12 protein-coding genes are annotated in these 17,007 nt (G+C 41.5%); 1 reads left to right on the top strand and 11 read right to left on the bottom strand.

Annotation, left to right across the window (positions count from 1 at the left end; translation table 11 throughout):
- Positions 1-10: 10 nt before the first annotated feature.
- From ABEG20_RS21355 to ABEG20_RS21330, 6 genes are all read right to left on the bottom strand, one after another.
- Positions 11-3,238, bottom strand: a complete 3,228-nt coding sequence (locus tag ABEG20_RS21355) for a SusC/RagA family TonB-linked outer membrane protein (RefSeq protein WP_406825233.1) — start codon at positions 3,236-3,238, stop codon at positions 11-13.
- A 105-nt stretch (positions 3,239-3,343) separates the two neighbouring features.
- Complete coding sequence (locus ABEG20_RS21350) at positions 3,344-4,504, bottom strand: TIGR03364 family FAD-dependent oxidoreductase (protein ID WP_406825232.1); 1,161 nt, start codon at positions 4,502-4,504, stop codon at positions 3,344-3,346.
- A 278-nt stretch (positions 4,505-4,782) separates the two neighbouring features.
- Positions 4,783-6,102, bottom strand: coding sequence for a DUF5690 family protein (locus tag ABEG20_RS21345; RefSeq protein WP_406825231.1), 1,320 nt, complete (start codon positions 6,100-6,102; stop codon positions 4,783-4,785).
- The gene (locus tag ABEG20_RS21340) at positions 6,099-6,260 is read right to left on the bottom strand and encodes a hypothetical protein (RefSeq protein ID WP_406825230.1); all 162 of its coding nucleotides are present in this window, start codon (positions 6,258-6,260) and stop codon (positions 6,099-6,101) included. The genes ABEG20_RS21345 and ABEG20_RS21340 overlap by 4 nt, the downstream gene beginning before the upstream one ends.
- A 135-nt stretch (positions 6,261-6,395) precedes the next feature.
- Positions 6,396-6,965, bottom strand: coding sequence for a helix-turn-helix domain-containing protein (locus ABEG20_RS21335; RefSeq protein WP_406825229.1), 570 nt, complete (start codon positions 6,963-6,965; stop codon positions 6,396-6,398).
- 1,031 nt (positions 6,966-7,996) lie between these two features.
- Positions 7,997-11,248, bottom strand: a complete 3,252-nt coding sequence (locus tag ABEG20_RS21330) for a carboxypeptidase regulatory-like domain-containing protein (protein WP_406825228.1) — start codon at positions 11,246-11,248, stop codon at positions 7,997-7,999.
- A gap of 366 nt (positions 11,249-11,614) precedes the next feature.
- On the opposite strand from ABEG20_RS21330, the gene ABEG20_RS21325 reads away from it, so the two are divergent.
- The gene (locus tag ABEG20_RS21325; protein WP_406825227.1) at positions 11,615-12,118 is read left to right on the top strand and encodes a GNAT family N-acetyltransferase; all 504 of its coding nucleotides are present in this window, start codon (positions 11,615-11,617) and stop codon (positions 12,116-12,118) included.
- On the opposite strand, the gene ABEG20_RS21320 is transcribed toward ABEG20_RS21325, so the two are convergent.
- The 5 genes from ABEG20_RS21320 to ABEG20_RS21300 form a co-directional block, all read right to left on the bottom strand.
- Positions 12,119-12,232 carry a DUF4256 domain-containing protein gene (locus ABEG20_RS21320; protein WP_406827408.1) on the bottom strand — a complete coding sequence of 38 codons (114 nt, stop codon included), beginning with the start codon at positions 12,230-12,232 and terminating at the stop codon, positions 12,119-12,121.
- 83 nt (positions 12,233-12,315) lie between these two features.
- On the bottom strand, positions 12,316-13,689 hold the full coding sequence (locus ABEG20_RS21315) for a YeiH family protein (RefSeq protein WP_406825226.1): 1,374 nt from the start codon (positions 13,687-13,689) through the stop codon (positions 12,316-12,318).
- 16 nt (positions 13,690-13,705) lie between these two features.
- Positions 13,706-15,148 carry a phytoene desaturase family protein gene (locus ABEG20_RS21310; RefSeq protein ID WP_406825225.1) on the bottom strand — a complete coding sequence of 481 codons (1,443 nt, stop codon included), beginning with the start codon at positions 15,146-15,148 and terminating at the stop codon, positions 13,706-13,708.
- Positions 15,149-15,152: 4 nt separating this feature from the next.
- Positions 15,153-16,406, bottom strand: coding sequence for a sulfite dehydrogenase (gene soxC / locus ABEG20_RS21305; protein ID WP_406825224.1), 1,254 nt, complete (start codon positions 16,404-16,406; stop codon positions 15,153-15,155).
- Positions 16,406-17,005, bottom strand: a complete 600-nt coding sequence (locus ABEG20_RS21300) for a c-type cytochrome (RefSeq protein WP_406825223.1) — start codon at positions 17,003-17,005, stop codon at positions 16,406-16,408. The genes soxC and ABEG20_RS21300 overlap by 1 nt, the downstream gene beginning before the upstream one ends.
- Between the last annotated feature and the right edge of the window lie 2 nt (positions 17,006-17,007).

The raw sequence follows: 17,007 nt of genomic DNA, 5'->3' as shown, positions 1-17,007 counted from the left end.
GTTCTAGCGATTAAAAAGTAACATTAAGATTAAAGCCTACACTTCTGGTAGTTGGGGTTTGCAGGGTAGATGTTCCTTCTCGGCCCGAGTACTGATCTACATCCACGTCGTTATAGGTAGAATTGATAAAATACAACAGGTTACGTCCAACTACCGAAATATTGGCCGATTTGATAAATGTACGCTCCAATAGTTTTTTAGGGAGTTGGTAACCGAAAGTCACTTCACGTAGTTTTGCATAAGTGCGGCTCATCATGGTGTTTTCTTTGGCACCGTAAAAAACACCCAAATAATCCTGCAACAATTGAGGGGTTGTATTGGGCGCAAAAGAAAGGTCGCCATAATTGGTAATTACACCTGTAACCGGATCGAAATTAAGCTTACCGCCATTGGCAATAACCACGCCATCACCCACCCATGTACCTTTGTAGGCCGGATCGTTTACACGCAGGTAATCCTGGTATCTGGCCTCGCCCATTTTACCCTGAATGGTTTCGATCTGGCGACCGCCCTGAAACGACTTTAGCCTCACATAATCCTGCATTACGCCACCAACTTTACCGTCTAACTGAAAGCTGAAAGAGAAATTTTCATACCTGAATTTATTACCAATACTCCATACCCAGTTCGGATCGGCATGTCCCAATAACTGGTTAACCGGTAACGAAATTGGGGTACCGCTTGACGTATGGATCACCTGCCCGCCTGGCGTTTTAGCCAAAACAGAACCATAAATATTATCGATCCTGTCGCCTGTTTTAAAGAACTGATCAACCGATGTTTCGCCTGGCGCAAGTTCTTTATAAATCTGTTTATAGGTAGACCAGTTGATCATCACATCCCAGCCAAATTTATCGGTCACGATTGGTGCACCAGATAAACTTAACTCTAAACCACTATTTTGCGTTTTACGGCCGTTTATGGTATTGGTTTGATAACCTGTAGCCGCTGAAATGTTTTGTCTGATAATTTTTGGACCGTCGATATACCTGAAATAAGTAGCCTCGAAGCCTAACCTGTTTTTAAGGAATTTCAGGTCGACACCACCCTCGTAATTGGTTCTGCTCTGCGCTTTTACGGCATTAAGATTGATCAGGTTATTGGTATAATAAGCACCGGTCTGGTTATTATAAGTTGGTCTGATGTTATAGGGTGAAGAAAGACCATAACCCGGACCACCGTATGATGAAGTATATTCTGCACCATAACCAATCGGATAACTCTGTAAAGGTGTGGCACCGATAAATTCCTGCGTGCCCAAGCCCGGATCTTTAACATTAGCATATGATGCCCTTACCTTTGCAAATGAAATAAAAGCTGGCATTTTAACGTAATCAGAAATTACGGAGCTTAATGAAACCGAAGGATAAAACGCTGCATTATTGCCCGGGGGAAGTGCTGAGTTTTTATCTACGCGCCCGGTGGTATTAATGTTCAGGTACTTTTTAAAGCTTAAATCAACTGAATAGAAAGCACTCAACACCAACATCTGCGAATTAAAATTGAACGCTTTTACCGGATTTTTAGAGTTAGAGAAGTTATATACATTTGGAACATTTAAATAATCTGTAGTGGTAAAACTCGAGTTGTAACTAAAGTTACGGGCATTACCGCCACCAAAAGCACTGATTTCGAACAAATCACCAACGTTTTTATTGTATTTTAAAATCAGTTGCGTATTATTTTCGAACATACTGCGGCGGTCTTCGCGGTAATCACCTAAACCTTCTTCTCTTCCGTAAGGGTGTGCAGAAAACGGCATTTTTTCAGTTCTTAACTGATCGTATGTAGAAATCTGTGTTTTTAACAGTACATCTAATCCTTTTGATAGGTTATAATTTAACGAAGCATAACCATTAATATCGTTCTTTTTATGTCCGCGCAACCACTCGTACGACATAAAATAAGGATTGTGGTAACGTTGGTATTCTGCATAGACAGACTGAATACCTTCTTTTCCTGGCTGCCAGTAGTTTTTCATATCGTCGATGTTCCAATCGGCACCACCCCAAAGTGTCATATTATAAATTACACTGTTCGGGCCATAATTCACATCCGGAATGTTATCAGAAAACTGGCGGCTGTAATTAATATAGGCTTCGGCTCTTAGTTTTGGACTGATGTTATATGAACCGCTTACATTAAAATTATTGATATTCAACTGTGTATTTGGGATAATGCCTTTCTGGTAATTATTAGAAATGGAAACCCTTAAGTTATATTGATCAGTTGCTGAAGATAATGCAATGTTGTTGGCAGAAAGCAATCCGGTTTCGATAAAACGCTTTAAATTATCTTTTCCACGGGCTACCCAAGGCGTACCCTGACGCACACCGTTTACAACCGGACTATCATATTGCGGAATTAACTGGCCCTCGAATTTCGGCCCCCAGATATCGTAATCACCATCATTTAAACCTCCGCCTTTTCCATCGCCAAATGCATAAGCACTGTGCTCACCTGGCCCATACTCATCCTGGCTTTTTGGTAAAGCAATAAATCCTTTGTTAAACTGTGTACTCGAATTTAGTTCTACAGTAAAACCTTTATCGCTCAGCTTGCCTCTTTTGGTGGTAATCAACAATGCACCATTATAAGCCTGATAACCATAAAGTGCCGCAGCAGCCGGCCCCTTAAGTACGGTATAAGTATCAATATCATCAGGGTTGATATTCCAGGTATCTGAATTGATGGGTACACCATCTACCACTACAAGATTGACATCATTACCGCGCAGGTAAAGAGACGAACGCCCTAAAAGCTCTGAAGATACACCAACAGTTAAACCGGCAACCTTACCCACCAATCCGTTTACCGGATTAGCTTCTCTGGCTTTTACCAGATCGGCACCTTTAACCTCTTGGATGGCATAACCAAGATTCCGTTTTTCTTTACGGATCCCAAGAGCGGTAACTACGACCTCATTTAAGTTTTTCGAATCGGTTTTTAAGGTGATGCTGAGGTTGGCACCCGTAACCTGAACTTCTTGCATCAGAAAGCCGATAGCACTAAACACGAGTGTTTCACCAGATCTGGCATCTAAAGTAAAGCGCCCCGACTGATCAGTAGAGGTCGCTTTTTTAGTTCCTTTTACAGTTACACTAACACCAGGTATCGGCTGCTGTGCATCGTCTTTAACCAGGCCATTGATTTTTGTTTGTGCCCAGGTAAAATAGGGCGTGAGGCATAATAACAGCAAAGCTACCATGCACACCTTCATCTTGTAGAGATGTTCCATTTATCTATAAATTGTTTTACGTTTACAGTAGCAATGATAGGATGTACATGTTAGCCCAATGCCAACTTTTAGTTAACAAAAATTCATGTTTTTGTTTAGTATTTATTAACTAAATATTTCATTAATACTTTCCGCAGCATAACCGGCACTTGCGGTCATTCCTTTACCGCCAATGGCTGTACGGATATGGATACAATCGTCGATATCGTATGTTACAATATGTTTGGTTGGGTGCTGCGGATAAAATCCGGCCCAGGTACTTTGCAGTTTCCGTACATCAAAATCAACAATCCGCGCAGCTTCATCAAGCATCAGTTCGTTAATGTATTGACTTAAATCGAAACCAAGATCGTCGAAATGATTGACATCAGCATAGACATGCGAATCGCCAATAATAATGGTATGGTCTGCAGCTTTCTTAAATAATATATGGATGCCCCATTTTTTAAGTTCTTCGTAATGCTCAGGTGTTTTAATGCTTTTAAAAGACGGGCAATAGTGTTCGAAACTCTCGTAACGCCTGGTGGTTAGCCCCGTTAAAATATTCCCGGCCAAACCTACTTCAGGCATAGGGATACTGCGCATCATCTGCAGTTTACTGACCACAATACCACTTTCGCTAAACATTTCGGGATAAAGCAATTTAAATTCGTAACCATTGCAAATGATAGCCTTCTCTGCTGTAAAAACTTCTGTATTGTTTCTTAAACCTACCTTTACTCCAGAGCCTTTACTTTCGCAAGCCGTTACCGGACTGTTGTATTTAAGGGCATATTTTTCAAATTTCGTCTGCATGTAACGGTGAAGGCGGTGGATCATCTGATCCGGTGCTACACTAATTTCCTGCGGAAAAAAGATGGCTTCTTTGGCATAGGATGATTTAATAGCAGGGTATTTCATTAAAACAGCTTGTTGATCTAATAGCTCGGTTTCGTAGCCAATAGTGTCGTAGTGTGCTTTCAATTCATGAATCAAGGTCTGCTCGTCAGGATCTGATGCGATATACACACTCCCATTTTGCTGTACAGAAATATCAAATTCCTGCTGAATGGATTTATAAATCTCTAAACCGGCAACACCATATTCAAACCATTCGGCTTCCATGCCCGAAGGCACTACCTGACCAAAATTGCGCACAGTAGCACCTACAGGAAAATTGTCTTTTTCGAGCTGCAAAACCGATTTGCCTAAAAGTAAAGCATGATAAGCGTGGAAAGTTCCTAAAATCCCTCCCCCAATTACAATAAGATCAAAATGTTTATTCATATGTTATTATTTATTTTGATGTGAAATGCTTTAAACAGCACCTTCATTGATATTAATCTGTTTTAAAAGTTGAAGGCAGCCTTTTATTCAATCCTTTTGCCCTTTACACTCACGATAAAGATTAGTTCACCGGCTGGAAAAGCCTTCTTATAATGACGATAAACCGAGGATCATCATACCCCAACTTTTAACCACAATTAGGCATATAAAACATTTAAGCTCAAATGCCCTTGTATTTCTTACGTGGTAAAATGACAGCAGACATAAACCCATGCATGTTATTTTCCACTTAAAATCAACCGCCCCATGGTCTGTGTCTTTTTATTGGCAACCCATGTTTTCCTTCTGAAATAAATGAGCGAGAGTATACTACAAATCCCACCAATGAGCGGCACGGTAAATAAACACTGTTTAAAGAAGTGCATCCAGCTGATATTTGTTTCGCCAAATTCGTGCATCATCAACACCGCAAAACTACCTACATAACCAATAGAATCGGCCACATACATAATGAAGCCAATGTTACTTTTATAATGAAAATTGGCAATCATCCGTTCAAAAAAGATCGCATTATAAGGGATATAGGCCATATATAACCCCATTCCCAATAATGCCATCCAGCTAACAGGCCCAATGTAACCCTTATCAAAAAAGCAGGTACTCACACCAATCAGCAGACAACCCGCAATAATCATCACATGGATAACGGTAAAGGCTTTGAGGTTATCTTTAATTAAAATCAAAAGCCCCATCATCATCAATACAACAATAGAAATCAGCGAATCGATCTGCGTGTAGATGTGGTTATTATGAATCCCCAGTCCATTCCAGATTTCGACTTCGAAATTATCTCGCATATCGCGGATGCAGGTAAGCAATACGTAGATGATAATGGTTAAGATAATACCTGGCAAAAATGTAGTGATAAACTTTCGGCGCTGTTTAGCATCCATCGGTACCCTTTTTGTACGCAGCAACTGATCTTCCTTAGAGGGTGGCGGAATGAGCTCCAGGCAAAAAACAAATACAAATAATGGAAGCAAGAAAACCAGTCCGGTGAGAAAGGGCATCCAATAATCGCTTACTAAAGCCAACGACATAAGCGAACGGGCTACCGTTTTAACAAAACCTGAAGCAAATATTAAACTGATGGACATTAATGCGCCCATAAATTCTGTTGTTTTTCTGCCTTCCAGATAGCTAAATACCAAACCCCAGATCATGCCCAATGGGAAACCGTTTAGGAAAAGAAATACAATGTTATATGGCGCGGGCACCAAGGCAAATCCAAGCAGCGCCAGCCAGGAAAAAAGAATCAGAAAGATGATGCTCCTGGCACGGTTACTTTTACCTGATTCTGAAATAAAACGGATACCATAAAACTTACTGAGGGTATACCCTACCATTTGCGCAACAACCAACCAAACTTTATAATCGATATGCAAAAATTGCTGATGATCAAAAGTAGCCGAAGTAAAGGCTTTACGAAACGCATACATACAGGTATAACAACCAAATGCAGCTATCCCTCCAAGTAGCGTAATAAGCCAATAAGGCCAGTTGAGGGCTTTTTTGCGTGCTAGATTAAGCAAATTCATCTTAGAAACCGCTTATATCCTGTAAATACCTGGCTATCAGCATCCAGACAATACTTCTTACCCAAACATAATATGGCCATCTGAAAGGCTGGCCCTGCAACAAGCCGTTTTTTAATACTTTTACCTACCATACCGAAAACCACGAATTTGATTGACATATGTATTTCATTTAGAAACACAATAGTAAACATTGTTTATTATTAGTAAACATTGTTAAAATTATCAAATTGTTAATTCTCGTACAGAGAATGTTTCTTTATCACCAAATGAGCGGTATGATCAACTTCGAAATATTATTCAAAGAAATAAATCACCAGCATGAGTGCCTTATCATCGCCAATGTTTACCGGGGTATGGGAAAGCCTTCCATCGAAAAGCATAGAATCTCCTTTCTCTAGTATAATTTTCTTGTTCGAAAACTGGTATTCTACCTTACCTTCTATCATATACTTAAATTCGAAGGCTTCGGTTTTCACCATTGGGCGCTGTGCATTAACTTCCAACTCGAGTAATACAAAATCTGCCGTAGAAAATTTAATATTCTTGGTTAAGATACGTGAGTAATTAAAACCGACTGCCTGTTCTTTTTCGAATTGCTGATATTGATCTTTTCTTTTCACCAGCACAGGAGCATCTTTTTTATGAAAATTGATGCCCTTAAAAAAACTGTTCAGATCAACCTCCAGACTTTTAATAATATCCATCAGCACCATTAAAGATGGAATAGTACGGCTATTTTCGATCTGGGAAATAAGTCCTTTACTTACTTCTGCTTTATCTGCAAGCTCCTGAACGGTGATGCCGAGCGCCTTACGCCTTTCCTTAATTTTTCCGCTAATCTGTAAAAGAATTTCTTCTTGCATGCTTAGAATAGATATTGATAACACGAATGTATTATTTTATTCCAATAATATAAACGGAGCATCACATTAGTTATACTCAATTGTGATCGCAAACAATGGTTTTGACTACTGAGAAACAGAGAGACGTTGCAGCGCAAAAAGATCAAATTCAACGTTAATCGGCTCAATCAGCAGGAACCAAAGCAGAGGATTCTCTATTCGATTTGGGAAGATACACGCAGAAATAAAAACACAGTAATCATCACAAAAATCGGTCGGCGAGAAACCGACCGGTAAGTTTTAACGGTAATGGCCCGGAACCCAATGCCGGCCGCCGTAAGGGCCAACATGATAATGTCCGGGTACCCACTAGGCACGTGGCGCACGTGCATTCACTACGCATGCACTGAAATTTAACGCCATAATTAATAAGAGCAACGCATTTACAATCCTTTTCATAACCTAACCTTTTTAAGTGAAAATAATCAAAGCTTTACGCTGTGTGTTTAATTTGGACAGCAGGAAAATAGGAAAGGTTTAATTGGTCATTTGTTCATTGGTCATTGTTTCTTGTTTATTGTTTCTTGTTTATTGTTTCTTGGTTAGCATGGGGCAAAAGGTTAATTGGTTAATTGCCAGTAATAATTACCATACTAGTATTTCAACCCAGCTAGGCCGAAGTACCTCGTCCACGTTCAACTAAGACCCGGCCTAACAAATTTTCCATGTTCCATTGAGCCAGCCAAACCACTGACTTCCAAAGAAAACGGCGAATCTCTCATGAATGCAAATGAAAGTTATCAAAAACAAATGAATAAATTTTCAGCCGGTGGTTTTTGTTTGTTTTTGGCAGCCAGGAAAGAGTCTTTTGGCGGCAGCGATCCGAGGCAAGACGGTGCAAAGGGCTGATATCTACTTTGTAGTCAGCATCCTTTTTGCTCTTATGACCTTGAAATGAATCCGATAACTATCCGATTGACACCCAACTATAAACAAAAAACGGTCTGACCTTTTTGAGGCCAGACCGTTATGTATATTTATTTAAAAAAAGATTAGAAACTATATCTCAATCCCAATTGCATCTGGTAACGTGAGGCAAAGAAATCTTTTGAGTAAGAGGTTACATCTTTTTGAGCAAAAGTATATACCGGATATGCGGTTGGCGTACCTGCAGTTTGAACTTTGATACCCATACTAGCCATTGAGTTATAAGTATTAGGAGAGAAATATTGAACGCCCCAATTTTTATTCACCAAATTGGTCAGGTTAATAATATCATAAGTTATTGTAACTACATGAGGGTGTTTTCCTTTCGCCACCTGTATATCCTGAGCGAAACGGAAATCAGCCTGAACATTCCAAGGGGTACGTGCACCGTTACGTTCTGTAAAATCGCCACGACGACTGCTCAGGTATTTATCGCCGTTGATGTAGTTATCAAACGCAGCTGCCTGTGCAATGCCATCAGCTGTATTGGCAAAGAATTTCTGTGTTTCACCAACTGCCGGTACATACATTAAACTTACCGTTTGTCCGGTTCCATTGATCCTGGTGTTAACTAAGCCCAACGAGTATGGAGAACCCGACTGACCGCTGAAGAATAATGAGAAGTTGGATATGTATTTACCGTTTTTAGCCCAATCTAATCTGTAATTGATGGTTGAAATGATCCTGTTGCGAATATCGAAGTTAGAATAAGCCAAACCCGGGTTGTTTGGGCTAAGCGCCTGGTTTAACTGCCAGTTAGATTCCATTGAGTTCCGGATACCATTGGCAATATCTTTCGATCTTCCATAAGTATAGGCCACCATCATATCTAAACCGATAGGAAGTGATTTACTCACCTGGGCAGTTAAACTGTACTTATAACCTTTATCGGTGTTCGATAATAAATATGCATTGGTATATAATGGATTGATTTTGGAGCCAGAATAAATCGGCTGTTGTTTTTGTGTATCATAAACCATGTATTTTGGATTATCTACATAGTTGATCTGCTGGAACTGTACATCTTTAATTACCTGGCTAAAAATTCCCTCTACTGTAAATTTCCACTGGTCATCGGTTTTATAATCAAAAGCCAGGTTACTTCTCCATGCCTTTGGCATTTTAAAGTTATTATCCACTAAGTCTACCTGCGTAGCGCCGCTTGCATCTTTAACATTAACACCTTGTTTAGTCACGTAACCTGCTTCGCCATTACCAGTTAAAGCATCTTTAATCGGATCTGAACCTGCTGCCGGAGTAACGATTTTTGTTGGATCTGCATTCGCATAAACATACGATTTATCGAAAGCACCGTAGTTTACACCATTGTTGTAATACGCATAACCAATCCAGGCAAAAGGCACACGACTGGTAAATAGACCGGTACCACCACGCATAACCAAACTCTGGTTACCCAATACATCGAAATTAAAACCAACACGTGGGGAAATCTGGATTTTGTTCAGGAATTTTCCGGTAATTGATGATGGCTGTGTGTAAGTATAAGTTGTACCATAATTGGCATCAACAGGTGAGTTGGTGGTTTTTGAACTTAAAGATGGCATGTCAGGCAGGTTTGCCATATCAAAACGCAAACCCGGTGTTAATTTAAAACGATCGCCCAGGCGGATTTCATCCTGTCCATAAACGCTGTACATGTTTACATTAAACTTTGCTGTTGGGTTTGCAATAATATTATCACGGCTGTTATCACCGTAGTTATAGCTCGTACGCACCCTGTTTGGCTGGTTAGCTAAGAAATCGGCAACGCTGCTGTAGGCTACACGGCCATTCCATGAGTTTACAAAACCATAATTGATGTTATAAAACTCATTGTGTGTACCAACGGTAAAAGTATGGATACCTTTGCTATACGTATAGTTATCGGTAAATTCGAAAGTATTTTGTTTCATGTTGAAGATACTGGCCTCACGGTCGGTACCTAAAAACAATGTTCCACCATTAGACGCAATTTCGATTTGCGGTACAGCTGGATTAGAAAGCGGATCACGGTAATCGTGAACGGTTGAATAACCAACAATTAAATTATTGGTCGCTGAATTTCCAAAACGGGTTTTGAGATCGGCAACCGTCGAAGTTTGGTTATTGTTCTGTTTAAAATCGATACCACCAAACCTAAAGTTAGACTGATCTCTTTCTAAGTTTGTTGCTTTTGAGATAATGGTGTTATTTCTGATGGTTAACTGGGTATTTTCACTGATATTCCAATCTAAGCGGTTAAAGAATTTGTTAGATTGTGAATAGATATTATAATTGCCGTAAGCACCTGCATCTAATCCATAAGCATTTTTCATGCGGTCAGAAATTTGTTGTGCTTCAGATAAGGTGAGCAATTTCATATCAGATGATCCTGCACCTAAAATTACCGGATCCTGACGGCGGGTAATTTCCTCGTTGGTAAAGAAGAACAATTTATCTTTTATAATTGGAAAACCAACACGGAAACCAGTTTGATAATCGTGAAAAGCCGATGGCTCTTTGCTGTTATCGCCAATTTTATTTCTACCGATTAATGATGCATTACGGCCATAACCATAAACCGACCCCACTACCTCGTTGGTACCACCACGCGTAACCGCGTTAATACTACCACCTAAAAAGTTACCCACTTTAACATCGTAAGGTGAAAGTAGAACAGTAACATCCTGAATCGCATCAAGCGAAACCGGATTGGTACGTGTACTGCTTCCCGGCATACCGGAACTTCCGCTCTGTCCTCCCAATGAAGGGCTAAAGCCTATCGCATCATTATTAATTGCACCATCAATGGTTACGTTATTGTACCTGAAATTGGTACCACCAAAGGTATTATCTTTACTGCCCTGAGGCGTTACACGGGTAACATCCTGCAAACTGCGGTTCATGGTAGGCAGGGTTTTAATCTGGCCTTCGCCAATGCTGGTACCCGCACCAGATTTTGTTCCACCCTTTTGGCCTTTAACACTTACTTCGGCCAACTGATTGCCCTGTTCCTGTAGATCAAGATCAAGTTTTACATCTGAGCCAAGGGTTAAATAAATATTTTCTTTTACTACCGGGCTATAACCTACAAAGGTTACGGTGATTTTGTATGGCCCGCCAGGATTTAAGTTGCCGATGCGGTAAAGTCCAGATTCGTTTGACGAACCTTTAGATACTGTTCCTGTAGGAACATGTACCATAACAATGGTTGCGCCAGGGATGATGCCTTTATTATCCTTAATCTTTCCATTAATACTAGATGTTGTAACCTGCGCCTGAGCAAAAGTGACCAGGAGTACAAGAATACTTATCAGAGATAGTATACGTGATTTCATTTTTTGTTGTTTTATTTTGGCACAAAGCAACAGTCTTAATGTTAACTCAATATTAACATCAAATTAAGTTTAACCTTAGGTTAACAATATGAAAATCGGAATGAAACAATAGGGAAACAATTCCTTAACAGCCCTTTCGAAGCCGGAATAGTAAGAAGAGCGATATGCTCAAATATCAGACAGAAAGATGAAGATTTGATGAAGATTTGCTTGGCAGTGAGTCCGAAGTCTTTAGTCTGGAGTCCGAAGTCGATCAAAGCAGTTAGAAGTTTAGCACCGATTTAAACAATTAACCATTTTACAGCTAGGCCCTATGCTAACCAAATGACAAATGAACTAATGAACCTATTCCCTATCTTTGCGCTCATGAGATTAAGATTAGCTGTTACAGAAGATATACCATTTATAATGTTACTGGTTCGCAAGGTTGTACCTTTGATGCGTGCGACCGGAAATTTTCAATGGGGAGATGATTACCCTAATCCTGAAATATTTGCCAACGATATTACAATAGGTCAGTTGTGGGTAGCTGAACTGGAAAACAAAATTGTTGGTATCTCGGCAATTACAACAGACCAAGATCCCGAATATGCCGATGCTGGTTGGGACATTACCGAAAAAGCGATTGTTACACACCGTTTGGCTGTTGATCCTGACTGCCAGGGAAAAGGTATTGCCAGAGCCTTAATGAATCAGGCTGAAGAGGTAGCCAAATACTCTGGCATCTCTATCTTAAGGGTAGACACCAACAGTAAAAATATGGCCACTCAAGCACTGTTTCCAAAACTTGGTTATCAGTTTAGTGGCGAAATTAGCTTAGCCAAGCGCCCCGGATTACGTTTTTTCTGTTACGAAAAGTTGTTATCGTAATTATACTTTTAATAAACCACGGAAAGCCCTTGCGGCATAATATGATTGCGCACCATTCTGGTAAGTAAACATGTGGTCGTAACGGCGATTTCGCCACCTGTAATTTCCATTCAGGTATTCACTGCGCTCACAATAACAGCAGGTTTTATTTCGGTCCGTGAAGACACGGACCGAGGTGTAAGGGAAGTAAATCTTTATTATTTAAAATCAGGCACAGGGAATAAATACCCACCGAACAGGATATACGACCATAAAAGCGTCCAGAAGATGTTAAAAATCTGTGCAGTTACGAAAGTAAATGCCGGCCGCCCTCCCTGTAATTTTACCAATGATGAAAATTTGGCTTCCATACCGATGGAGATAAAGGCAATGGCGAACCAAACGGTACGTAATCCGTTTAAGGTTGGTGCAACACTTTTCGCGGTAGCAGGCGACAGCAGGAAAGAGAATACCAACGATGCGGCAACAAACCCAAGTACAAATTTCGGGAAACGTTCCCATACGATTTTCAAACCCGGGCTTTTAGCTTTGGGCAAAACTTCGCCGGCTTCGCCTTTTGGTTTTTTATAGGCCCACCAGATGGCGATAAAAAATGCCGCTACACCGATAAATACATTCTGCGAGAATTTGGCAATTACCCCTGCTTTAACCGCAATTGGTCCAACTAAATCGCCTGCCGCCGTAACGGTTGCCGTGGTGTCCAATGTTCCACCCAACCAAGCTCCGCCGATTACATCAGGGATGTGAAAATACCTCACCGCCCAGGGCTGGATTACCATCATCGGGATGGCCATAATTAACACCAAAGTAGTTACGTAGGATAGTTTTCGTTTATCGCCATTAATGGCTCCTGCTGCAACTATCGCCGCAGAAACGCCGCAAATGGATACGGCAGATGCTAAAATCACACCAAATTCATCGTCCACTTTTAGCCTACGGCTCAACCAAAGCGAAAAAAACCAAACGGCTGTTACCACGATAACGGCCTGCACAATGCCAGGCAAACCGGCTTTGATTAAATCAGCCGATAAAATGGTGGTTCCTAAAATTACCAGACCGGTTTTAATGTAAAATTCGGAGCGTACCGCTTCTTTTAACCATTCGGGCAGTTTTACCACGTTACCAAGTAGAATCCCGATCAACAAGGCAAAAACCACATATTCCAACCCGAAATAAGATACGTTTTTGTTGCCCCCAATAATGAAAGCGATAATGGCGAAAAAGTAGATGAGCGAAAAACCTGCAGCAAACCTGGCCACATTACCACCCGATAGGCCGATGGCGATGGAAGCAAGTGCCAGAAAAACAGCACCTGTTTCTAAAATGAGTAATAAATTGTGCCCTGAAAGGATTTTACCAAACAAATCTTCCGAAGTAGCCCATTTATAAGCCGGTAAAGTAATGGTTGTGCCGCTATTGATTAAATAAAGTACAGTGGCAATAATGATTGTTCCTAAAATTACTGCCCACCAATCTTCGGTAAGCGATTGTAAAAATGTTTTTTTGTCGGGCGTGATCCCTGCATCTGTTAAAGCTCCTGTAGTTCCCGAAGCGTTGTTTTGTGTTGACATCGTTTTTTATTTGTGGTTATCTGATTTTTATATTGAAAATATCGTTCAATACTCTTTTTGCAGCATTGTAGCCGCACATTCCGTGCACACCACCTCCCGGTGGAGTAGACGATGAGCAGATGTACAGTCCTTTGGCAGAAGTTTTATATGGCGACCATCTTAAAGCCGGTCTTGTAAACAATTGTCCGAGATCTAATATACCCCCATTAATATCGCCTCCGATATAGTTGCGGTTGTGCGCTTCCATCTGTTCGGTATTCATGGTATGTTTGGCCAAAATCCGATCTTTAAAGCCAGGAGCAAAACGCTCCACCTGATTTTCGATAATAGCTGTCATATCCTTTTTTGATCCGTTTGGAACATGGCAATAAGCCCAGGCCGTTTGTTTCCCTTCAGGCGCACGCGAAGGATCGAATAAACTCTGCTGTGCCAAAAGCACAAAAGGCTTTTCTGCCTGCTGGCCTTTACTGGTCATCCGTTCGCCTGCGGCAATCTCTTCAAAAGTATTACCCAAATGTATGGTTCCTGCGCCCCGGCATTCTTCGGCAGTAAACGGAATAGGACCATCCAGTGCCCAATCTACCTTAAATACGCCCATACCATAACGGTAACGCTCGAGTTGCCATTTGTAAATACTGGAAAATTTATGTCCTGCAATTTGCAATAATTGTTTCGGGGTAACATCAAAAAGCACCGCATGGGCTGAAGGCAATTGATCTAAAGAAGTAACAAAAGTTCGCGTTTCGATTTTGCCGCCAAGCGATTTAAAATAAGCCGCTAATGCCTCTGCAATAAATTTCGATCCGCCTTTAGGTATCGGCCAGCCCTTAAGGTGCCCACCGGCCAATAATACCAAGCCAATGGCTGTGGTGCTTAAATTGCTTAAAGGTTGTATGGCGTGTGCGGCCATTCCGCCAAAAAGTCCGCGGGCATATTTTTCTTTAAAACGTTTAACAAAACCTGTAGCGCTGGTTAATGCTTTAAGGCCAAAACCTGCCATGGTCAATGGATGTTTAGGGAAATGTAAGGGCCCTAAAGCATCTTCATCAATCAGTGGCCATGCTGCCGTGATGTTTTCCATCAATGAAGTATAGGTTTTGGCATCGGCACCTAAATATCCAGCCGTTTTTTGGATGGAATGATCGAGTATGGCAGCAGTACCGTCATCAAAAGGATGCGCCGCAGCCAAAGCAGGTTGCAGGTATTCTAATCCATGCTTCGCCAAAGGCAGCGTTTTAAAAAATGGGGAGGCCAATGCCATCGGGTGGATGGCCGAGCATACATCGTGCGTAAAACCGGGCAAGGTAAGTTCAGCAGAGCTCAATCCGCCACCGATTACGTTTTTAGCTTCTATAATTAAAACGGAAAGTCCCTGTTGCTGCAAAAGAACGGCCGCAGCCAGTCCGTTTGGCCCCGATCCTACTACAATTGCATCATAATCCCGTTTTTCTGGTTTCATCTGGTTATTTTATGGTTTCCGGTTTAAATAAAACTGTCCCGTCGTTTTTAATCTGCCATGCCGTAATGGGGTTCATGTGGTATCCCCCCAGGTTTACACCACGGGCTTCTGCTAATTGTGCCAAAGTTGGTTGCAAATAGCCTGTTTCGTCGGTAACGCGGCTTAATATTTCAGTGGCTTCCCCTTGCCAATCCCACAGGTACCTGAAATAAGTATGTGCTTTACTTAACACGGGTTCCTGTAAATTGGCCAATTGCCAGGTTTTACCGGCATCGGTACTTATTTCAACTTTTTCTACCTTTCCTCTACCACTCCAGGCAATTCCACGGATTTCTATCCAGCCCTTATTTACCTTTTGGGGATAAGATGGATAGGTGATAATGGAACGCGCATCCAACTCAAAGCTAAACATTCTGATTTTATCTTTTACAGGGTAAGTATATTTTGACGTTTCTTCCCGAGTCATGTAGGGTTCTTCCGAAAGTTCGATCCGCCTCAACCATTTGATATTCATATTGCCTTCAAAACCAGGCAAAAGTAACCTCATCGGGTAACCCTGCTCGGGCCGTATCGCTTCGCCATTCTGTGCATAAACAATCATGGCATCATCCCATGCTTTTGCGATGGGGATGGTGCGGGTCATCATGGCTGCATCCGAACCTTCGGCCAGAAACCATTTGGCTTTATCGCTGATACCCACTTCGTTGAATAGGGTAGAGAGCATTACACCTGTCCACTCGCTCTGGCTGGTGAGCCCCAAAATATCCTGTGGGGTCATTTCGGTTTTACCCGTACGAAAATTACCGGCACATTCGATAAAACAGGTACGGGTAACGGATGGAAACCTTTTGATATCGGCAAAGGTAAATTTCATTGGATTTTCGACCAGGCCGTGAATAAGTAATTCGTGTTTTGTGGGATCGATGATTGGAATACCTGCATGATGACGTTCGAAATGTAAATCGGCCGGGGTAATGGTGCTGTGCAGATCCTGCAAAGGAGTACGCGAAGAAATATCGGAAGGTTTGCGCACAGGTTGCTCGAATGGAGAACGTTTCCCCAACGGACTAGGCCCGGGACCAACAATTTTAGTCGGATCATCGGCAATTTCAGGAAGAACCGGCACTTCATGCTGTATTTCATCAGCAAATAACGATTGTACAGGTAAAACTGCAGCAGCAATTACCCCGCCCAACAAGGTTCGCCTGCTGATTTTACCAGTCGCTTTTTTCTGATCTTTGTTATCGAGCTTTTCCATTACTTTATTTCAGGCCCTCCTTTGCGGTCGTCCATAATAAACAGTTTTTTTGCCGGCATTACTATTTTATAAAGGTTTTTAGCATCGAGTACCACACCTGCTTTGATAATTTTGTTGGCATTGAGCAGGTAGGCGGTTATGCTGTACACTTCATCGTTACTTAACGAGCCAGGCATATTGTAAGGCATGGCGCGGCGCATATAATCGAACAAAGTAGTAGCATAAGGCCAGTAATTACCAATGGTTTTGGGTTTGCTGGTGGCCGATGTATCGCCCACCAAAGCATTACCCGGGAGTTTTACACCTGGTTTTTCGGTACCATTAACGCCATGGCACATTGCACATTTTTGAGCGTACAATAACTTTCCTTTTTTTACATCGCCCTGCCCTGCCGGTAGTCCTTTCCCATCGGGACGAACATCGATATCCCATGCCGCAATTTCCTGTGCGGTAGCGGGGCGGCCAAAACCAAATTTTGCAGGCCGCTTTAAGCTATCGGTTAATGGCAATTGAGCATGCATGGGTATAAATGCCATTTTTAGCGACATCAATAACAACATTACAGGGCATACGAGTATGAGTACCATTTTTTTGTTCATCG

Source organism: Pedobacter sp. KACC 23697 (assembly GCF_045348445.1).
Lineage (GTDB): Bacteria > Bacteroidota > Bacteroidia > Sphingobacteriales > Sphingobacteriaceae > Pedobacter.
Note: the sequence above shows the minus strand (reverse complement) of the source record. Positions and strands in the feature narration are given on the sequence as shown.